General features: G+C 64.4%; 21 protein-coding genes. 16 read left to right on the forward strand and 5 right to left on the reverse strand.

All coding sequences use genetic code 11. From position 1 onward, the window contains the following. Positions 1-3: 3 nt before the first annotated feature. Entirely contained in the window at positions 4-1647 is a 1644-nt protein-coding gene (gene lysS, locus KU306_RS03315; protein ID WP_258302869.1) for a lysine--tRNA ligase, read from the reverse strand. Between the two features lies 1 nt (position 1648). Continuing rightward, positions 1649-2362 (reverse strand): UMP kinase, encoded by a 714-nt coding sequence (pyrH, locus tag KU306_RS03320; RefSeq protein WP_007541561.1) that lies wholly within the window; start codon positions 2360-2362, stop codon positions 1649-1651. A gap of 93 nt (positions 2363-2455) precedes the next feature. Between pyrH and KU306_RS03325 the strand changes: the two genes are divergently transcribed. The 4 genes from KU306_RS03325 (at position 2456) to KU306_RS03340 (ending at position 5646) form a co-directional block, all read left to right on the forward strand. Next, entirely contained in the window at positions 2456-2806 is a 351-nt protein-coding gene (locus KU306_RS03325; protein ID WP_007541559.1) for a hypothetical protein, read from the forward strand. A gap of 25 nt (positions 2807-2831) precedes the next feature. Continuing rightward, the gene (locus KU306_RS03330; protein ID WP_258302870.1) at positions 2832-3617 is read left to right on the forward strand and encodes a molybdopterin synthase; all 786 of its coding nucleotides are present in this window, start codon (positions 2832-2834) and stop codon (positions 3615-3617) included. A 306-nt stretch (positions 3618-3923) separates the two neighbouring features. After that, positions 3924-4169 (forward strand): DUF7123 family protein, encoded by a 246-nt coding sequence (locus KU306_RS03335; protein ID WP_007541556.1) that lies wholly within the window; start codon positions 3924-3926, stop codon positions 4167-4169. Positions 4170-4506: 337 nt separating this feature from the next. Then, positions 4507-5646, forward strand: a complete 1140-nt coding sequence (locus KU306_RS03340) for a site-2 protease family protein (RefSeq protein WP_258302871.1) — start codon at positions 4507-4509, stop codon at positions 5644-5646. Between the two features lie 44 nt (positions 5647-5690). Here the strand turns inward: KU306_RS03340 and thiL are convergent, their stop codons facing one another. Then, a complete protein-coding gene (thiL, locus tag KU306_RS03345) occupies positions 5691-6572 on the reverse strand; it encodes a thiamine-phosphate kinase (protein ID WP_258302872.1) in 882 nt (293 codons plus the stop codon). Positions 6573-6707: 135 nt separating this feature from the next. Here thiL and KU306_RS03350 point away from each other — a divergent pair, with 135 nt between their 5' ends. The 10 genes from KU306_RS03350 to KU306_RS03395 all read left to right on the forward strand — a co-directional run bounded on the left by KU306_RS03350 (position 6708) and on the right by KU306_RS03395 (position 14248). After that, the gene (locus tag KU306_RS03350) at positions 6708-7736 is read left to right on the forward strand and encodes a lysylphosphatidylglycerol synthase transmembrane domain-containing protein (RefSeq protein ID WP_258302873.1); all 1029 of its coding nucleotides are present in this window, start codon (positions 6708-6710) and stop codon (positions 7734-7736) included. 161 nt (positions 7737-7897) lie between these two features. Further along, the gene (locus KU306_RS03355; RefSeq protein WP_007541548.1) at positions 7898-8353 is read left to right on the forward strand and encodes a 30S ribosomal protein S19e; all 456 of its coding nucleotides are present in this window, start codon (positions 7898-7900) and stop codon (positions 8351-8353) included. 110 nt (positions 8354-8463) lie between these two features. Beyond that, entirely contained in the window at positions 8464-8823 is a 360-nt protein-coding gene (locus tag KU306_RS03360) for a DNA-binding protein (RefSeq protein WP_007541546.1), read from the forward strand. 4 nt (positions 8824-8827) lie between these two features. Beyond that, positions 8828-9418 (forward strand): DUF7411 family protein, encoded by a 591-nt coding sequence (locus KU306_RS03365; RefSeq protein ID WP_007541544.1) that lies wholly within the window; start codon positions 8828-8830, stop codon positions 9416-9418. 54 nt (positions 9419-9472) lie between these two features. Beyond that, positions 9473-10378: an EamA family transporter gene (locus tag KU306_RS03370; protein ID WP_258302874.1), complete on the forward strand. Its 906-nt coding sequence runs from the start codon at positions 9473-9475 to the stop codon at positions 10376-10378. Positions 10379-10456: 78 nt separating this feature from the next. Further along, a complete protein-coding gene (gene hisS / locus KU306_RS03375; protein ID WP_007541541.1) occupies positions 10457-11752 on the forward strand; it encodes a histidine--tRNA ligase in 1296 nt (431 codons plus the stop codon). A 90-nt stretch (positions 11753-11842) separates the two neighbouring features. Next, positions 11843-12289 (forward strand): universal stress protein, encoded by a 447-nt coding sequence (locus tag KU306_RS03380; protein WP_258302875.1) that lies wholly within the window; start codon positions 11843-11845, stop codon positions 12287-12289. A 24-nt stretch (positions 12290-12313) separates the two neighbouring features. Further along, entirely contained in the window at positions 12314-13126 is an 813-nt protein-coding gene (truA, locus tag KU306_RS03385; RefSeq protein ID WP_258302876.1) for a tRNA pseudouridine(38-40) synthase TruA, read from the forward strand. An 87-nt stretch (positions 13127-13213) separates the two neighbouring features. Further along, positions 13214-13861, forward strand: coding sequence for an HAD family hydrolase (locus KU306_RS03390; protein WP_258302877.1), 648 nt, complete (start codon positions 13214-13216; stop codon positions 13859-13861). 93 nt (positions 13862-13954) lie between these two features. After that, positions 13955-14248: an amphi-Trp domain-containing protein gene (locus tag KU306_RS03395; RefSeq protein WP_258302878.1), complete on the forward strand. Its 294-nt coding sequence runs from the start codon at positions 13955-13957 to the stop codon at positions 14246-14248. A 21-nt stretch (positions 14249-14269) separates the two neighbouring features. Here the strand turns inward: KU306_RS03395 and KU306_RS03400 are convergent, their stop codons facing one another. Next, positions 14270-15607, reverse strand: coding sequence for a M28 family metallopeptidase (locus KU306_RS03400; RefSeq protein WP_258302879.1), 1338 nt, complete (start codon positions 15605-15607; stop codon positions 14270-14272). 109 nt (positions 15608-15716) lie between these two features. Here KU306_RS03400 and KU306_RS19030 point away from each other — a divergent pair, with 109 nt between their 5' ends. Both KU306_RS19030 and pepF read left to right on the forward strand, forming a co-directional pair. Further along, the gene (locus KU306_RS19030; RefSeq protein WP_425499537.1) at positions 15717-15872 is read left to right on the forward strand and encodes a DUF7563 family protein; all 156 of its coding nucleotides are present in this window, start codon (positions 15717-15719) and stop codon (positions 15870-15872) included. Positions 15873-15950: 78 nt separating this feature from the next. After that, positions 15951-17750: an oligoendopeptidase F gene (gene pepF / locus KU306_RS03405; RefSeq protein WP_007541528.1), complete on the forward strand. Its 1800-nt coding sequence runs from the start codon at positions 15951-15953 to the stop codon at positions 17748-17750. A gap of 6 nt (positions 17751-17756) precedes the next feature. Here pepF and KU306_RS03410 read toward each other — a convergent pair whose 3' ends face one another. After that, the gene (locus tag KU306_RS03410) at positions 17757-18368 is read right to left on the reverse strand and encodes a universal stress protein (RefSeq protein WP_258302880.1); all 612 of its coding nucleotides are present in this window, start codon (positions 18366-18368) and stop codon (positions 17757-17759) included. Positions 18369-18451 lie beyond the last annotated feature (83 nt).

The following is an 18451-nucleotide window of genomic DNA, read 5'->3' on the forward strand; positions in this document are numbered from 1 at the left end:
GCCTCAGTCTTCTCTTCGGAGACGCTTGACGACGAAGTCCTGTTCTAACTCGCCGAGGAATTCGCCGAGTCGCGGCCCCTGCGTGTCGTCGAAGAAGAGACGATAGCCGGCGGCGAAGAAGTCGCCCATCTCGATGTCGTGGCGACGGGCCGTCTCGTAGATTTCGCCCTGAATCTCCTCGCCGTCGTGGCCGTCGGCGACGAAGTCTGCGAGGTCGTCGAGCGCCGCTTCGATATCCGCGTCGAAGTCGAACGCCGGCAACTCGACCTGCAGGCGGTAGTTGTACTGATTGTCCATCTTCTCGGCCCAGTGGCGGGCGAGTTCGACGCGTTCGAGCGCCTCGTCGATGACGTCTTCGGGGGTGTCCTCGTCGAAGAAGCCCTCGTTGCGGGCCATTTTGATTCGCAGGTCCTCGTCGTCGGTCATACCGAGGACGGCCGCAAACGTGTACGGGAGGCGAATCCGGTCTTCGCGCACGTCGTCAACGACGAAGGGGTACGCGCGCTTGGCGAAGCGCGTCAGGTTCTCGTCGTCGACTTCACCGTGGTACGCGCGCTCGAAGCGGTCGAAGTCGTCGACCAACTGGTCGAGACGGGTGAGGTCGAGGTCACGAGCCTTCCGCGGGTTGAGCGCGAAGAAGTACCGCAGCACCTCGGGTTCGAGGAGTTCGAGCATCTCCGGGACGGTGACGATGTTCCCGGCCGACGAGGACAGCGCCTCGCCATTGAGCGTGAACCACTCGTAGACCATCGGGACCGGCGGTTCGATTTCGAGGACGTTCTCGGCGATATCCTTGCCGGAGGGCCACGACCCCTCGGCGTGGTCCTTGCCGAACGGTTCGTGGTCGACGCCGAGGACCTGCCACTGGCCGGGCCACTCGAAGCGCCACGGCAACTTGCCCTCGCGGAACGTCGCCGTCCCCTCGTGACCGCAGCCGTCGATGGTGTTGTCGCCGACGGTCATGTCGGTACAGACGTACTCGACGGTACCCGCGTCGAGGTCGATGTCGGTGACCGTCTCGGTAATCTTCCCGCACTCGGCACAGACCGGGTTGAACGGGACGTAGTCGTCGTCGACCTTCGACTGGTACTCCGAGAGGACTTCGCGCGCCGTCTCGATGTTTTCGAGGACGTGTTCGACGACGGGGTCGAAGTCGCCGTTTTCGTACATCTCGGTGTTCGACAGCATCTCGACGGGGACGCCGAGGCGGTCGGCATCGGCCTTCAGCAGCGACGCGAAGTGGGCGGCGTACGAGTCGGTCTCGCCGAACGGGTCCGGGATAGCGGTGTATGGCTTGCCGAGGTTGCGTCCGAGCGCGCCGGCGTCCACCTCACCGAGGCCGACGATGTTCCCGTCTTCGTCGGCGAGTTTGCGCGGCAGCTTTCGGAGCGGGTCCTTGTCATCACTGGTGAAGACCTGCCGAACCTCGTGGCCGCGCTCGCGGAGCACTTCGGCGACGAAGTAGCCGCGCATGATTTCGTTGAAGTTGCCGAGGTGGGCGACGCCGGACGGCGAGACGCCGCCTTTGATGACGATTGGCTCGTCGGGGTCGCGGGCCTCGATTTCGTCGGCGACGTCGTCGGCCCAGAAGTCGTGGAAGCCGTCGTCCTGTGCGTCCGTCTCGTCTGAAGGGGCCTCTGCGCTCATCTCACTGTGCCCAGTAGGTCGGTTCGTCGCCGCCCTCGGGGATGATGTCGGTCCCGGTGTGCTCGCCGCGGAGGACGGCCGGTTCGATTCGCTCGGGGTCCGTCCCGTCGAGGACGATAGTGCGCATCTTCGCGCGCTCGATGAGTTTCGCCGCGAGGAGGTCCACGGGTGCGGACGACCCGGCGTTCATCTCGATGTCGCCGATGACGTCGACGAGTTCGCTTGCCGTCATCTCCTCGAACTTCGTCGCGTCGGCGTCTTCGTTCGGGTCGGCACTGAACACGCCGTCGACGCTGGTCGCGTAGACGAGCAGGTCGGCGTCGACGTACTCGGCGAGTGCGGCCGCGACGGCGTCGGTGGTCTGGCCGGGCATGACGCCGCCCATCACCGAGATATCGCCGCGACGGATGGCGTCGCCCGCGTCCTCGTAATCGTGGGGTACCTTGGGGTCGACCTGCGACCCGAGCGCCGCGATGAGGAGACGCGCGTTGATTCGCGTTACGTCGATTCCGATTTGGTCGAGTTGGACCTCGTTCGCGCCGAGGTCACGGGCGGCACCGATGTAGTCGCGGGCGACACCGCCGCCGCCGACGACCGCACCGATTTCGCACCCCTCTCGTGCTAGTGTTTCGACGACGGAGGCGTGGCCCTCGACGCGCCGGGCATCCAGGTTCGGCGCGAGTACGCTACCGCCGATGGAGATGACGACTCTCATTGCACACGGGTATCCGGGAGCGCATCTTAAGGGTTATCAAGTGCGAGACGCCCGTGTCGAGGACTTTAAACCCCTCTCGCGGCCACTACCGGTATGCGACTCGTCACCGTGGAGACGGTTACGCTCCTCGTCGTCGGGTGGATACTCGCGCTCGGGGCCCTCTTCATCCGCCATCGACGTGGGGAGTTCGACCGCCGGAGCGGACTCAACTGGGCGCTCGTGGCGTGTTTCTCCGTCGGGTGGGCGCTCTGGCAGTACGACACGCTCCCGGCGACGGCCGACACCACGCTCGGAGCAGTTGCACCGTGGGTTGCGACTGCGTGTGGCTTCGCTGGGTTCGGTATCGCCCTGTACCTCTACCGGACGCGACCGACCGGTCGCGACGAAACATCGGACAGCGACGCGACTTCCGACCCGGAGACCGCACCCTCGGAGCACTCTTAAACCAGTTCGGACCGTCTCACCGGGTATGCAGGTACTCGGTGTCGTCGGGTCAGGGGCAACGACGCTCTGTGAGCGACTCGCCTCGCGGCTCGACGGGCGCGTAGCAACTATCGAATCGCTCCCGAGCGGAGAGGCCGACGAGAATCCCCCAGACGCAGTCGACGGCGCGTACGGGCTCACACCGGGTGGGAACTGGGTCGGTACCGGGTCGAACCGTCCCCTCGACGAACTGCTCGACGAGGTAGCTTCGGAATACGACTATGCCCTCGTCTCCGGATTCTCGGAGACGACACTGCCGACGGTCGCACTCGGCGGCGCGGACGCCGAAAACATCGTGGCTGAAGCAGAGGCGTTCAGCGACCTCGACCTCGACGAACTGGCTCACGAAATCGACGGGTTCGAACCGCACGTCACGCTCGACTCACTCGTCGAGCAGGTGAAACGGGACCCACGAGCCGATTACGCGGGCGCAATCGCCACCTTCACCGGGCGAGTTCGGGCGAAAGACGGAGAAGACGACCCACGGACGACGAGCCTCGAATTCGAGAAGTACGACGGCGTCGCAGAGTCGAAGATGGCGACGATTTCCGAGGAACTCGAAGACAGAGACGGCGTCGAACGCGTTCTCATGCACCACCGGGTCGGCGTCATCGAAGACGGCGAAGACATCGTGTTCGTCGTCGTCCTCGCAGGGCACCGAGAAGAGGCGTTTCGGACCGTCGAAGACGGCATCAACCGGCTGAAAGACGAGGTTCCGATTTTCAAGAAAGAGACGACGGTCGAAGACCAGTTCTGGCGTCACGAACGCTGACCCTCTGTCTCCCTGACTGATTGTCGGCCGGCGACGCGTTCGTCAGACATCGACCAACTACCAGATATTGTTGCCGCAAAACGCCCCTGAAATCGGGAGATTCAGGGGCATTTTACCCAGTATAGTATCGGGTTTTCTATGAGTGAATAAATCTCTTAGGAGTGCTTCTAAAGAATCTAAACGTCTCTAAAAGATTCATAAAATGTACCGTTTTCGTCTATTCAAGCTGAAAGCGACCGAACTAATTCCAACGGTCCTTCCTTTATAACACCCCCAGCAGGTATAGAGGTGAGTGAGGTGTATCAGATGAGCGCGACAGCAACTCCCTCCACAGACGGTAGCTCCAAAGAAGACCGACTCAAGCAGTATCTGGCCGACCGTGCGAAGGACGGCGAGATGTACTTCAAGAGCAAGTTCATCGCGGACGACGTCGGTCTCTCCCCCAAGGAAATCGGCGCGCTGATGGTCAAGCTTCGCGACTCCGCGACCGACCTGACCATCGAGAAGTGGTCGTACACGAGTGCGACGACGTGGCGCGTCGAGACGGCCTAAGTGAGCTCGAAGCCCCCCACAGGCTCGAACGCCCCCAGAGACACCACGTGTCCCCGCACAGACACCATGTGTCCCCGCACAGACACCATGTGTCCCCGTATAGCAACCGCGTGACCCCACTCACGCACTAAGCCCCCTGCACAATCACCAACCCCACGCTCCGGCCCCGAATCCCCCACGGGGCCAGCTCCCCCAGCCCCGTCGAGATGTCCCGTGATGCTCTCGACAGTTCGTTTTTCTAGCCGACCGACTAATCGAGAGCCGAGTGCAAGAGTGAAAACCGCTCACGACAGTGTCGTCACGGGATTTATGCACGCTCCACCCGTAGCTCGCTTCGATGGAACAGTTCGAGTCGGCGGATAGCCCGCCGGTCGAGGCCCTCCAGACAGTCTTCGACGTTCACGAAACACAGACCGACGGCGACCGAATTATCTACTACGGGCAGTCGCTCGTCCCCGAGCAGATGCTCGTTCGCGAAGTCTGGCCCGACTTCCGCCATGCAGGCTACGAAGTGCAGGTCCAGACGTCTTCGATGGGCCGCGGTGACGTAGTCGTCGTCGAGCCAATCTCACCGGGTATCGACGGCGTCCCGTGGAAGAACGTAGCTCTCTTCTTCGCGACGATTCTCTCGACCCTGTTCGTCGGTGCGTACGCGTGGTATTACGTTCCGATGTCGGACCTCACCGCCAATCCGCTTCTCGCACTGCAAGCGTGGCCCTTTACCGCGGCCATTCTCGGCGTGCTCTCGGTTCACGAACTCGGCCACTATCTCGTCGGCAGATACCACGGCGTGGACGTGTCTCTCCCCTATCTCATCCCCTTCATCTTCCCGTTCGGCACGTTGGGGGCGATTATCAGAATGCGCGGACAGATGCCCGACCGAAAGGCGCTGTTCGATATCGGCGTCGCCGGGCCGCTCGCCGGGCTCGCAGCGACAATCGTCGTCACCGCCATCGGACTCTCGCTCGAACCGATGACCGTCCCGCAGTGGGCGCTGTCGGGGTCTAGTGACATCATCGTGTTCAACAACCCGCCGCTTTTGGACGCAATCGCGGCCGCACTCGACCAACCGACTGAGTACCCGGACCCGCGGACCACCGTCCACCCCGTCGTCATCGGCGGATGGGTCGGGATGTTCTTCACCGTCCTCAACTTGCTCCCTGTCGGCCAACTCGACGGTGGACACATGCTGCGGGCGATGCTCGGCGAGCGACAGGAGTCGGTCGCGGCCGCGGTCCCCCTGCTCCTGTTCGGTATCGCCGGATACCTCCACTACGTGCGCAACATGGGCATCAACGATTCCGTCGGGCTCTGGTTCTTCTGGGGTCTCCTCTCGACGTTCATCGCGTACAACGGCCCGGCGAATCCAGTCGACGAGACGCCGCTCGGCCCCAAGCGCATCGCGGTCGGCGTCTTCACGTTCGCCCTCGGCGCGGCGTGTTTCCTCTTGGTTCCGATTCAGTTCATCCCCGCGTAGAATATTCTCGCTGCGGACTTTGGCTTGGTTTCCAGTTCCGCCCGTCAGTCGCCACCGTGAGTGTAGCCTCGGTCCGGAACCGTATCGCCATCGGCGACGACTTCTGACCCGTCAGTGGCGCGTCCGACTACGGTGAGCGGCAGGTCGACCGCGTCGCGGGCGGCGTCGAGTTCGGCTTCGGGAATCGTGAACACGAGTTCGAAGTCCTCGCCGAAGTACGTCGAGAGTTCTCTGCGGTCGGCGTCGTCGGTCGCGACCTCCCGGACCGCGTCGTGGACGGGAAGCGCGTCCCAGTCGAGGTCGAATCCGCAGTCGCTCGCCTCCGCGAGTTGGTGGACCGAACGGGCGAGACCGTCGCTCGAATCCATCATCGACGTGGCGAACTCCCGGAGTTCGACACCAGCGCGGACACGTGGGGTAAACTGGAAGAGGTCGTTCGCCCGTTCGACGTCACCCGATTCGAACAATCTGACGGCGGCCGCCGACCGGCCGAGTTCGCCCGTCACACAGAGCAAGTCACCGGGTCGACCACCGGAGCGAAGGACCGGGTCGTCGGTGCGGCCGATGGCGGTCGTCGCAGTCGTGAACTCCTGGTGGGTGTCCAAGTCGCCGCCGACGTATTCTGCGGAGACAGCGTCGCACACGTCCTGCGCCCCGTCGAGGAAGTCGGCGAGGTCGGTCTCGTCGAGTTCCGGGGCGGCGTACACGGCGACTGCACAGGTCGCCGTCGCGCCCATCGCCGCAACGTCGGAGAGTGAGGCACCGACCGCTCGCCAGCCTGCAGTGTAGCGGGTCGTCCCAGACGGGAAGTCGGTCACTTCGTGGAGCATGTCGGTCGTGACCACTAACCCGTCGACGACGGCGGCGTCGTCGCCCGCGTCGGGGAGGTCCGCAGCGAGCATTCGCAAGGCGGTGCGCTCGTCCATACTCCCGAGGTGTAGCCCGGGGCGGAAATGTCCATCTATCCGGGGCGGTCGATACGACCGAAACCCGCCTCCGGAGGTCGAAACCGCGCCCCTAATCCGGAGGCTTAATGCCCGTCGTAGACGCACACCCGGCAGATGGCCCGCGAAAATATCCGCGCGACCCTCCTCGGCTTCGCCGGCGCATTCGTCGTCTTCGCCGTGTTGTTCTACTTCGCGGGCGTGGACGAACTCGTCGACCGGCTGACGATGGCCGACCCCGTCTTCCTCGCTGGCATCCTCGCGATTACGCTCGTGTGGCTGGCCTCGTGGGGAACGTCGCTGAAGACGGTGCTCGGCGTGCTCGGTATCAACATTTCCGTTCCCCGGTCGTTTCTCGTCTTCGCGGGCGCGATGTTTTCCAACAACATCACGCCGTTCGGACAGGCTGGCGGCGAACCAGTCACCGCACTCCTCATCTCCCGGAGTACCGACACCGAGTACGAGACGGGACTGGCGGCAATCGCGAGCGTGGACACGCTCAACTTCGTGCCGTCTATCACTATCGCGCTCATCGGTGCCGGATACTACGCGACCGAGGTCACACTCGGACGCAACCTCGAAATCGCGCTCGTCGCAGTCATCGCGCTCGCTGTCGGCGTTCCGGCGGCCGTGTACACGGCGTGGCAACGTCGATACGAACTCGAACACCGCGTGATTCGAGCGCTCACGCCGGTTATCAGGACGGTTGCCCGGTACGTCCCTCGGCTCACAGTTCCGACCGCAGACGGTATCGAGCGCCGAATCAACGGGTTCTTCCGGTCTATCGAGCGCGTTGGCCGAAACCCCCGTGGGCTTGCAATCGCCCTCGGCCTCTCCGGGTTCGGGTGGTTCTGTCAGATGCTCGCCCTCTGGCTCGCGTTTCACGCCATCGGCGCGCCAATCGCGTTCTCTATCGCCCTGTTCGTCGTCCCGATTGGGGCGATTGCGGGTGTGACGCCGCTTCCGGGTGGCGCAGGAGGCATCGAGTGGACGCTGGCAATCCTCGTCGCGGCCGCCAGTTCGGCCGTCTCGTTCGACGTTGCGACTGCGGGCGTCGTCCTCTTCCGTGGCTTCATCTACTGGGTGCCGACGCTCCTCGGTGGGCTGGTGATGGGCGTCGAAAGTGCCCGTGGTCGGCGGACTTGAAACCGAGCGTCACCGGACCTGAAGCCGAAGCGTCGCCGACCCCGAACGCACGAAATCGGGGGTGAGTCAGCCACACACGCCCGTCGGGCCGCACGAGCCTCCAACCGCCCGTATCGGGCGAATACGATGCCTTTAAACGCCGCGATTATGAACGAATAGCCATGGTAACCATCTATGACGTCCCGGCGGACGCCCTCATCGAAGAGGTCGCCGGACGACTCGAGGACCGTATCGAGCAACCCGACTGGATGGCCTTCGCAAAGACCGGCCAGACCCGAGAACTGCCCCCACAGCAGGACAACTTCTGGTTCATCCGCGGCGCGAGCCTGCTCCGCAAGGTCGCCATGAACGGCCCAGTCGGCGTCGACCGTCTCTCGACCGAGTACGGCGGCCGCAAGCGCGGTTCCAACCGCTACCGCGTCGCTGGCACGCACAGCGACTCCTCCGGGAAGAAGATTATCCGCACGCTCCTCCAGCAGCTCGAAGAGGAAGGCCTCATCGAGACCGCCAAGGGCGAAGGTCGCCGTATCACGGCCGAGGGGACGAGCTTCCTCGACAACGCCGCTTCTGACGTTCTCGCGGACCTCGACCGTCCGGAACTCGAGCGCTACGCGTAGACGACGCCGATTCCTTCACCGAGTGTTCTTCTTCGCTGCGTATCACCGCCGAGAGCCGTCTGTGCGCGGGGTCCGTAATGGTTTTCAGATGTCAGACCGTGGCCTAGAGTATGAGTGGCAGCCCAGACGATGAGCGACTGGAGGAGCTTCGAAAAAAGAAGATGCAGGAGCTCCAAGAGCAGGCAGGCCAGCAGGGCTCGGCCGAACAGCAGCAGGCCGAAGAGGCGGCCCAACAGCGCGCTGAGCAGCAGAAGCAGGCGCTCCTGAAGCAGTACCTCACCGACGAAGCTCGGCAGCGACTCAACGCGGTCCAGATGTCCAAGCCGGACTTCGCCGAGAAGGTCGAACGCCAGATTGTCGCGCTCGCCCAGAGCGGGCGGATTCAGGGCCGCATCGACGACGACAAGATGAAGGCCCTGCTGAAGGAGCTCAAGCCCGAATCCAAGAGCTTCAACATCCGGCGTCGATAACGACGTGGACCTCGCGCTCCTCTACAGCGGCGGGAAAGACTCTTCGCTCGCCGCGCTGCTCCTCGATTCGTTTTACGACGTCACGCTCGTGACGGCGCACTTCGGCGTCACCGACGACTGGAAACACGCCAAAGACGCGGCCCTCGAACTCGGCTACGAGTTCGAGACGCTGGAACTCGACTCGGACGTCGCCGACGCGGCAGCCGAGCAGATGGTCGCCGACGGCTACCCCCGAAACGGGATTCAAGACGTCCACGAGCACGCGCTCGAATCGGTGTGCGGCCTCGACTTCGACGCCGTCGCCGACGGGACGCGCCGCGACGATAGGGTTCCGTCTATCTCGCGAGCGCAGGCACAGAGCCTCGAAGACCGACACGGCGTGGACTATCTCTCGCCGCTTTCGGGGTTCGGCCGCAACGCGGTCGACCGCCTCGTCGAGACGCACCTCGACGTCGAAACCGGCCCCTCAGAACAGATTCCGAAAGCCGACTACGAGGGCGAACTGCGTCGGCTCATCGCCGCCGAACACGGCCAAGAGGCCGTCGAAGAAGTGTTCCCGGACCACGTCCAGAGCTACGTGCACGGCCGACGATAGGCAGTCGAGGTCCGTATCGCGTCGCTTTTCACCGCGTCTCTCTGGAACTGAGTCATGGACCCGGGAATCTTCTACTCCGTTCTCGCGGCGTTCGTCTGGGGCGTCTACATCTTCGTGCTGAAGCGCTACTTCCCAGGGTACCCGGGTGCGGTCATCACCGTCGTCGTCAACGTCTTCGCCGTCGCGTGGTACCTGCCCGTGTCGGCGGCGACGCTCGACCCCGCAGCTGTGCCGTCGCTCGCAACCATCGGGGCGTCGGGTGTCGCCATCGTGGCCGGAACCGCGGCGCTCGTCGGTGTCGCGTTCATCCTGTTCGTCGACGCGCTCGAATCCGGGGACGTGTCCTACGTCGCGCCGATAAACAAGCTCGTTCCGGTGTTCGTCCTCCCCATCGAGATTCTCTTCTTGAATCAGTTCCTCACGGGCCTGCAAGTCGCGGGCGTCGCGGTCGCGACTGCGGCCGTCTACGTGGCGAACTACGAAGGCGGCGCGTTGCTCGACCCCCTCAGACGAGCAGTTCGCTCCCGGCCCGCACAACTCGCGCTGGCGAGTGCGGCCTGTTACGCCGCCAGCGACGTGGGAAAACGCGTCGCCCTCCAAGAACTCGCCATCCCGACGAGCGTGTTCGTCCCAATTCTCTTCGCCGGGGCTGGCCTCGCGGTGCTTCCCGTCGCGCTCCGCAACTGGACCAGCGTTCGTGGCGACCTGCCGAAGTTCGCCGCAGCGGGCGCGCTCGTCGCCCTCGGTGAACACGTCACCTCGACGGCCTTCGGGATGGTTCCCGCGAGCATCGCGTCGCCCATCGTCAACACGCAAGCGGTCATCGCCGTCATCCTCGGTGGCGTCCTCCTCCGCGAAGCGCAGTTCGGCACGCGCCTCGCCGCCGCGTTCCTCGCCGTCGCGGGCGTCTCGCTCATCGCGATTGGTGACGTGAGTGGGTTGCTCGCGCTCTTCGGCTGACGCGCTCCGGCTGTCGGGGGGACGCGACGACTGCCCGGAACAACAGGTTTCAAGCGGCGCCTTCGCCAACGAATGGGCATGTACGACCGACTCAAGGGCTTTCGTGATTTCTACCCCGAAGAGATGTCGGCTCGACGCGAGGTTATCGACACCGTCGAGACGACGGCCGCCCGCTACGGCTTCCGCGAGATTGGGACGCCGCACCTCGAACGGACCCAGATGTACGTCGACAAGTCCGGCGAGGAAATCGTCGAGGAGCTGTACGCCTTCGAGGACAAAGGCGGCCGCGACATCTCGCTGACACCCGAACTGACGCCGACGGTCGCCCGAATGGTCGTCGCCAAGCAGCAGGCGCTGTCGAAGCCCATCAAGTGGGTCTCGACCCGTCCGTTCTGGCGCTACGAGCAGGTCCAGCAGGGTCGCTTCCGCGAGTTCTACCAGACGAACGCCGACATCTTCGGCTCGACCGAACCCGAATCCGACGCCGAGATTCTGGCCTTCGCGGCGGAGGCGCTGACCGACCTCGGACTCACCGCCGACGACTTCGAGTTCCGCGTCTCTCACCGCGACATCCTCGGCGGCCTCCTGCGCTCGTTCGACGCCGACGTGGACGTGCGAGACGCCATCCGCGCCGTCGACAAATCCGAGAAGGTCGAACGCGAGGAGTATCTCGGTCTCCTGTCCGATGCGGGCCTCTCGTACGACCAGGCGAGCGAGTTCGCCGACCTGCTGGACCGCGGCGACCTCGACGAAATCGCCGACTTCGGCGGCGACGACGTCGCTGCGGCGGTCGAGAACCTCCAGAACGTCCTCGCGGCGGCCGAGGACTTCGGTGCCGGCGACTACTGCGAAGTGTCGCTGACGACCGCCCGCGGCCTCGATTACTACACGGGCGTCGTCTTCGAGTGCTTCGACTCGACGGGCGAGGTCTCGCGTGCGACCTTCGGTGGCGGACGCTACGACGACCTCATCGAGTCCTTCGGCGGCCAGCCGACGCCCGCAGTCGGTGTCGGAATCGGGAACGCGACGCTCCAACTCCTCTGCCAGCGCGCCGGTGTCTGGCCCGAGGAAGCGCTCTCGACGGATTACTACGTCCTGACCGTCGGCGACACCCGCGACGTCGCATCGCGTATCGCCCGCGACCTCCGCGCGTCGGGGAACGTCGTCGAGACGGACGTCGCCGGTCGGAGCTTCGGTGCACAGATGTCCTACGCTGACTCCATCAACGCCGAGTACGTCGTCATCGTCGGCGAGCGAGACCTCGAAAACGACGAGGTGACTATCAAAGACATGGAGAGCGGCGACCAGACGACCGCGCCCGTCGACGACTTCCCCGGTGAGAGCGACGCGCCGACCTACGAAGACTACGAGTAGGTCGCGACCCGCGCCTCGAACACTCCAAATTCTCGCGCACCGGGAGCCGCGAAGGGTCTTTTGTGCACCCCTGCCGTAGACACGCTCGACATGTACGACACGATATTGGTCCCCTTAGACGGGAGCGCCCCGAGCGACGTGGCACTGGAGCGAGCCGTCGACCTCGCAGACCGTATGGACGCGACGGTCCACGCGCTCTACGTCGTCGACGAGCGCGTACTCCACGCGACGCAGTTGGACTCCGGTGGCCTCATCGGTGCCTACGAGGACGAAGGCGAGCGAATCGTCTCCAAAGCAGTCGAGAAAGCAGAGGCCGCGGGCGTCGACGTCGTGACCGAAGTCCAACACGGGACGCCGCACCGAACGATTCTCTCGTACGCCGAAGAATCCGACGTCGACCTCATCGTGATGGGGACCCACGGCCGCCGCGGGCTGGAGCGGTATCTCATCGGGAGCGTCACAGAGCGCGTGCTTCGCCTGTCCGACGTGCCGGTGTTCACCGTCCGCGCTGAGGACTCGCCGGTCGAAGCAGAGTAATAGTCCGGCGAAGAACGCAGGCATATGCGTGCCTTCCGCGTCGCATACGACGGCCGCCCGTATCACGGGTTCCAGCGACAGCCTGACGTTCCAACCGTGGAAGACACTCTCCTCGACGCCTGCCGCACCCTCGGAATCTGCGATGCCGACGCGGTTCCAGTCGGCTACGCCGCCTCGGGCCGAACCGACGCGGGCGTCTCGGCACTGGCTCAGACGGTCGCCTTCGAGTGCCCCGAGTGGTGTACGCCGCGGGCGCTGAACGCCGAGCTCCCCGGAACGATTCGGGCGTGGGCCGCGGCCGACGTTCCCGACGACTTCCACGCCAGACACCACCCCTCCCACCGGGAGTACGTCTACGACCTGCACGCCCCGAGCGACGCCGTCGACGACGACCTCGCGGCGACCGTGTTCGACGAACTCTGCGGCGAGCACGACTTTCACAACCTCACGCCCGACGAGGTCGGAACCGTGCGGACGCTCGACGGCGAGGTGTGGCGAGACGGCGACTTCCTCCTGTTCCGTATCGAAGCCGGGGGGTTCGCCCGCGAACTCGTCCGGCGGGTCGTCTCACTCGTGCGAGCCATCGCGACGGGTGCCGCACCGAGGGAAAAGCTCGACCACGTGTTCAGTTCTGAGCACCTACAGGGGCCGGACGGCGTCCCGCCAGCACCGCCGACACCACTCGTCCTCACGGCCGTCGACTACCCCGGCGTCGAGTTCGAGGTCGACGCCGACGCGGCCGAAAGCGCAGTACAGGCGTTCGGCGAACGGGCGCTTTCCGACCGAATCGGGTGGCGCGTCGGAACGCGGATTCGCGACGGAATTTCGGAGCAATAGCCAGTTTGTGTGGCGGTCAATAGCGCTCCCGAGTGGTTCGTGCCCCACATAGCAAGGCTATCTTCACTGGGGTGCGATTGTCCCCACATGTGCTACGACGCTGTCATCTTCGACAACGACGGCGTACTGACTCGGCCGACGCTCTTGGAGGTCAAACGCGAAGCGGTCCGACAGGCGTTCTCGGAGTTCGACGTCGACCCGACGACCGAGGCGGTCGATGGCGTCATCCACGGCGGACTCACGCGTCTGCGTCGCATCTGTCGCATCCACGGCGTTCCCACCGACGAATTTTGGACCAGTCACGAAGCCCACGCCGCCGCGATGCAGCGCGACTGTCTGGAGAACGGCACGAAACCACTGTACAGTGACGTGCGGGCGCTCGACGACCTCGACCACCCGCTCGCGGTCGTGAGCAACAACCAACACGAGACTATCGAGCACATCCTCGACGTGTACGACTTGACCGACCGCTTCGAGGTGGCGTTCGGCCGGGACCCGACGGTCGAAGGGGCGCGCGTGAAGAAGCCAGACCCCCACTACATCGAGCGTGCAATGGACCAATTAGCGGTCGAAAGCGCGCTCTACGTCGGCGACAGCAACGTGGACATCGTCGCCGCCACCCGCGCTGGCATCGACTCGGCGTTCATCCGCCGCCCGCATCGGGACGGCTACGAACTCGCCGCCGACCCGACCTACGAACTCGACTCGCTGGACGAGTTGCCAGCCGTCTGTTGAACCGAATCACAGCGAGACTCCACCCGAACGCCGAGTAGTGCAAACGTAGCACCTGCGCGTCACTTTATGCGCGTTCCCGTCGTATCGTCGCGCATGGGAGAACTGGAGACTGAGGCGTTGATGAGTCGCGCAGAGATTGCAAACTACCTTCGGAAGTTCGCCGACCAACTCGACGGTGAGGGAGACGTATCGCTCGAACTCGGCGGTCGAAACGTGACGATGTCGCCGGCCGAGCCGATTACGTTCAAACTCGAAGGTGAATCCGACTGGTCGCAAGGCGACACCGAGGCGAAACAGAGCATCGAGTTCGAACTCGTGTGGTGGCGGGCGGCGACGACCGCCGAAGAAGGAGCGTTGAACGTCGAGAGCGAGACGAGCGAGGAGTAGACCGGGAGTCGCCGCCGGCGATTAGTCCCAGCCAGTCGGCCAGATACCCGCCGCTTTCATCCCGACCTCGAAGTCCGCGTGCCGGAAGGCTGCGGCGAGTTCGTCGTCGTCGAGACGCGAGACAGTACCTGCGGCGGCCTCTGACGCGAGTTCCCGGACGACAAGTGCGGTGAGCATCGCGTGCTCGCGAATGTTTCGCTCGTCGACCTTGTCGCGGGTGTCGGCGTGGGTATGGCCCCATCCCCGCCCGCGTTCGCCGCTGTCGCTGTGGAGTTGGACCGACGGGACGCCAGCGCGGACGAAGGGCCACTGGTCGCTGAACGGGTGGGGTTCCTCCTCGACGCGAATCGGATGATTCGACTCGTCGCCGACGCGGGACACCACCTCGGCCGTCGATTCGGAGGCGTGGGTCATCGCCACGAGGTCGCGAAACCGTCCTGCACCATCGACGTTGACGACCGCGGCGACGCTATCGAGGTCGAGGCGGTCGACGAGGTGTTCTGCGCCGGTGAGTCCGAGTTCCTCCGCGCCGACGCCGACGACGCGAACGCCGAGCGGGAGGTCCATCGCCGCGAGGATTCTGGCGGCGGTGACGACAGTTGCGATGCCACAGCCGTTGTCGAGTGCGCCCTCGGCGATGTCGTGGGCGTCGTAGTGGGCGCAGACGACGAGTTCGCGGTCGGTGTCGGGGCCGACGCGACCCTCGACGTTTCGGCTCTCGCCGGGTGTCGTCTCCGCGTCGATTGTCAGGCGGGCTTCGCCGCCGCGTTCGGCGTAGTCGCGCAGCCAGACACCGGTTTCCTTGCTCACACCCGCGGCAGGGGCGGGCGCTTCCTCGTCGTAGCGGAGCGCGCCGGTCGGCGGGAGTTGTCCGGGGACGTGGTTGACGAAGAGAAAGCCGACGGCACCGGCGCCGAGCGCGTAGCCGAACTTCTCCATCCGGTGGACGAATCGGCCGCCTGCGGGCGTCGTCGTACTCGCCACGGCGATTGCGCCATCGACGTCCGTCTCGTCTATCTCGTCGGGCGTCCCGTAGCCCACGTCCACGAGTGGTCCCGACACGTCTGCGGATGGCGCGTACGGGAGGGCGACGGCCTCGAACGAGCGGGAGTCGGGGGCGGCCACAGTGAGTGTCGTCTTCCCGCGCGTCCAACACGCCATCTCGAAGGGGTCGTACTCCACGTCGCGGACGCCAGCGTCTTCGAACGCCTCGGCGACGAGTTCGCCGGCGCGCCTGTCGCCGTCAGTTCCGGCCATTCGGTCGCCGAGCGCAGTCAGTCGCGAGAGAAACTCCCACGGTCGGTCGTCGGTCCACGTGCGAGCGAACACGTCGCGGGCCGCAGGGGAGATGTCGTCCATGGACCACCCACACGGCGTCGTCTCAAGTGACTTGCGCCGGTCGTCTGAAACTCCAATAAAAATGTTGCCCACAACCAATAACTAATTTGACGTAGTATCGGCGATTGCCATGCCAAAGTGTCAAAACTGCGAATCTTTTGTGACAGAAGGCTATGTCCGGGTGTTCGCACCCGCCGGCATGGAGAATCCACGAGTCTGCCCGCACTGCGAGGATATGGTACGCGACGGGGCACAGGTACGACAGGCGCGCGCGACGCGTCACTGAGGTCGATACCGCTCCCGGTTTCTCTCCGCCGCCGGTCGATTGACAAGGCTTACCAGCCGAGGGTACGACCGAGCGAATATGAGTTCGGTTCCCGAGCGGAGCGACATCGACGAGGAGTACAAGTGGGACCTCGACAGCATCTACACGTCCGACGAGGAGTGGGACGCGGCCTACGAAGAGGTCGCCGAGCGCATCCCCGAACTGGCGGCGTACGAAGGGCACGTGACCGACGACCCGGAGACGCTGCTCGAACTTCTCGAAACGATGGAGTCGGTGCTCCGCGAGGTGTCGATGGTCGTCTCCTACGCGAATCTCCGAAGCAGTGAGGACACCCGAAATCAGGAGTACCAGGCGCAATCCGCCCGCGCACAGGCACTCGCGTCGAAGGCGCGAAGCGCCGTCAGCTACCTCGACCCCGAACTGCAAGAACTCGACTGGGACGACATCGAGGCGTTCATCGAGGAGGAACCGGCGCTGGAAGCCTACGAACACTACTTCGACGACGTGCTTCGGGCGAAGGAACACACTCGCTCCGCCGAGGTCGAGGAAGTGCTCGCCGACCTCTCGGAAGTCACCGGGTCGCCGAGCGACATCTACTCGATGCTCGCCAACGCCGACATGGAGTTCCCGACGGTCGAAAAACCGGACGGCGAATCCGTCGAAATCACGCAGGGGAACTTCACGAAGCTCCAGAAGCACCCGAACCGCGAGTTCCGCAAGACCGTCCACGAGGAGTTCTACGACCGCTGGGCGGACGTTCGAAATTCGGTCGGCGCGTCGCTCAAAAACAGCGTCAAGAAGGACGTGAAGACGGCGCGTATCCGCAACTACGAGACCGCTCGTGAGGCCGCACTCGACGGCCCCAACGTCCCGGTCGAAGTGTACGACAACCTCCTCGAAACCGTCCGCGACAACCTCGACCACCTGCAGCGCCACGCCGACCTAAAGCGGCAGGCCATCGGTGCCGACGAGTTGCAGATGTGGGACCTCTACGTCTCGCTGACCGGCGACCACGGCCCCGAAATCCCGTACGAGCAGGCGAAAGAGTACATCATCGAGGCTGTCGAACCGCTCGGCGAGGAGTACCAGTCGCGGATGGCCGAAGGCCTCGAAGACCGCTGGGTCGACGTGTACGAAAACCGCGGCAAGCGCGCCGGAGCGTTCTCCGCCGGTACCTACGACACCCAGCCGTTCATCATGATGAACTACCAGGACGACGCGGCGTCGATGTTCACGCTCGCGCACGAACTGGGTCACTCGATGCATTCGGAACTCGCACAGGAAGCCCAGCCGTGGCACGACGCCGACTACGAAATCTTCGTCGCGGAAGTCGCCTCCACGGTCAACGAGACACTTCTCACCGAGTATCTCTTGGAGAACGTCGACGACGACGAACTCCGGATGCACGTCCTCGACGAGTACCTCGAACGCTTCCGCTCGACGCTGTTCCGCCAGACGATGTTCGCGGACTTCGAACTCCAGATTCACGAGATTGCCGAGGAAGACGGCGCGCTCACGCCCGACCGATTCGACGAACTCTACGGCGACCTCAAATCGACGTACTACGCGAACGCCGAGACGGACGACCACATCGCCCGTGAGTGGATGCGGATTCCGCACTTCTACTACAACTACTACGTCTACCAGTACGCGACTGGTATCTCTGCGGCCGCCGCAATCGTCGAACGAATCCGCGAAGAAGGTGAGTCCGCCGCGGCCGACTACCGCGACGCGCTCGCACTCGGCGGCAGCGAGTACCCCATCGACGTGCTGCAGACCGCCGGGGTCGATATGACCTCGCCCGAACCCATCGAAGACGCGATGGGCGTCTACGAGTCGTTCCTCGACGAGGCGGCGACGCTTCTGGACTTCGAGTAACGCCGCTCAGCCGAGGTGAACGACGTTCGCACGGCCAGATGCGGCGTCGATGTGGACGTTGTACTCGCCACTGTCGTCGGTCGCGGGGACGACCCACGTCGTCGACTGCTGAGACGGTGAGTCGACGACTGCGCCGTCGTGCCCGGTGAGTTCGAGTTTCTCGCGAGCGATTCGCTGTGCTTCGAGCGGTGAGTTCACCGACTGTTCGCCGTGTCCGAGTCGGAGCGTCATCACCGGGACAGACACCTGCCGACCGACGCGTTCAGCGACGCTCCCGTTGAGAAGTCGGTTGACACCTTCACGCCCGTGTGTGCCCATCACGACGAGGTCCGCGCGCAGTGTGTCGGTGTACTCAGCGATGGTCTCGACCGGGTCGCCTTCCGCGACGGTCGTCTCGACCGGGATTCCGTGTTCGTCGGCGCGTTCGCGCGCGTCTTCGAGTGCGCGTCGTCCTCGGTCAGTGTCCACGCTCTCCTCGTCGTCCTCCTTCTCGGCGGTGTTTTCGACGTAGAGAGCGTGAATCTCCGCGTCGGCTAGCTTGGCGAGGCCGAGTGCGTGACTCACCGCACGGGCCGCTACTGGACTGCCATCGACTGGGACGAGAATGCGAGTGTACATTGTAATCCTCCAGTCGAGAGATACGTCGAGCGGCCCGTAATAGCCGACCTCCGTTCCTATCTTTCGAGAATGATAGCCCCCGT

The organism is Haloferax larsenii (assembly GCF_024730625.1).
GTDB lineage: Archaea > Halobacteriota > Halobacteria > Halobacteriales > Haloferacaceae > Haloferax > Haloferax larsenii.

What these genes read in the sequence shown, in the direction of transcription:
- hisS (WP_007541541.1), top strand. Translation starts at nt 10,457, where the DNA reads ATGTACGACCGACTCAAGGGCTTTCGTGATTTCTACCCCGAAGAGATG.
- KU306_RS03350 (WP_258302873.1), top strand. Translation starts at nt 6,708, where the DNA reads ATGGCCCGCGAAAATATCCGCGCGACCCTCCTCGGCTTCGCCGGCGCA.
- KU306_RS03330 (WP_258302870.1), top strand. Translation starts at nt 2,832, where the DNA reads ATGCAGGTACTCGGTGTCGTCGGGTCAGGGGCAACGACGCTCTGTGAG.
- KU306_RS03325 (WP_007541559.1), top strand. Translation starts at nt 2,456, where the DNA reads ATGCGACTCGTCACCGTGGAGACGGTTACGCTCCTCGTCGTCGGGTGG.
- pyrH (WP_007541561.1), bottom strand. Translation starts at nt 2,362, where the DNA reads ATGAGAGTCGTCATCTCCATCGGCGGTAGCGTACTCGCGCCGAACCTG.
- KU306_RS03380 (WP_258302875.1), top strand. Translation starts at nt 11,843, where the DNA reads ATGTACGACACGATATTGGTCCCCTTAGACGGGAGCGCCCCGAGCGAC.
- KU306_RS03410 (WP_258302880.1), bottom strand. Translation starts at nt 18,368, where the DNA reads ATGTACACTCGCATTCTCGTCCCAGTCGATGGCAGTCCAGTAGCGGCC.
- truA (WP_258302876.1), top strand. Translation starts at nt 12,314, where the DNA reads ATGCGTGCCTTCCGCGTCGCATACGACGGCCGCCCGTATCACGGGTTC.
- lysS (WP_258302869.1), bottom strand. Translation starts at nt 1,647, where the DNA reads ATGAGCGCAGAGGCCCCTTCAGACGAGACGGACGCACAGGACGACGGC.
- KU306_RS03340 (WP_258302871.1), top strand. Translation starts at nt 4,507, where the DNA reads ATGGAACAGTTCGAGTCGGCGGATAGCCCGCCGGTCGAGGCCCTCCAG.
- KU306_RS03390 (WP_258302877.1), top strand. Translation starts at nt 13,214, where the DNA reads ATGTGCTACGACGCTGTCATCTTCGACAACGACGGCGTACTGACTCGG.
- thiL (WP_258302872.1), bottom strand. Translation starts at nt 6,572, where the DNA reads ATGGACGAGCGCACCGCCTTGCGAATGCTCGCTGCGGACCTCCCCGAC.
- pepF (WP_007541528.1), top strand. Translation starts at nt 15,951, where the DNA reads ATGAGTTCGGTTCCCGAGCGGAGCGACATCGACGAGGAGTACAAGTGG.
- KU306_RS03400 (WP_258302879.1), bottom strand. Translation starts at nt 15,607, where the DNA reads ATGGACGACATCTCCCCTGCGGCCCGCGACGTGTTCGCTCGCACGTGG.
- KU306_RS03360 (WP_007541546.1), top strand. Translation starts at nt 8,464, where the DNA reads ATGAGTGGCAGCCCAGACGATGAGCGACTGGAGGAGCTTCGAAAAAAG.
- KU306_RS03335 (WP_007541556.1), top strand. Translation starts at nt 3,924, where the DNA reads ATGAGCGCGACAGCAACTCCCTCCACAGACGGTAGCTCCAAAGAAGAC.
- KU306_RS19030 (WP_425499537.1), top strand. Translation starts at nt 15,717, where the DNA reads ATGCCAAAGTGTCAAAACTGCGAATCTTTTGTGACAGAAGGCTATGTC.
- KU306_RS03355 (WP_007541548.1), top strand. Translation starts at nt 7,898, where the DNA reads ATGGTAACCATCTATGACGTCCCGGCGGACGCCCTCATCGAAGAGGTC.
- KU306_RS03370 (WP_258302874.1), top strand. Translation starts at nt 9,473, where the DNA reads ATGGACCCGGGAATCTTCTACTCCGTTCTCGCGGCGTTCGTCTGGGGC.
- KU306_RS03395 (WP_258302878.1), top strand. Translation starts at nt 13,955, where the DNA reads ATGGGAGAACTGGAGACTGAGGCGTTGATGAGTCGCGCAGAGATTGCA.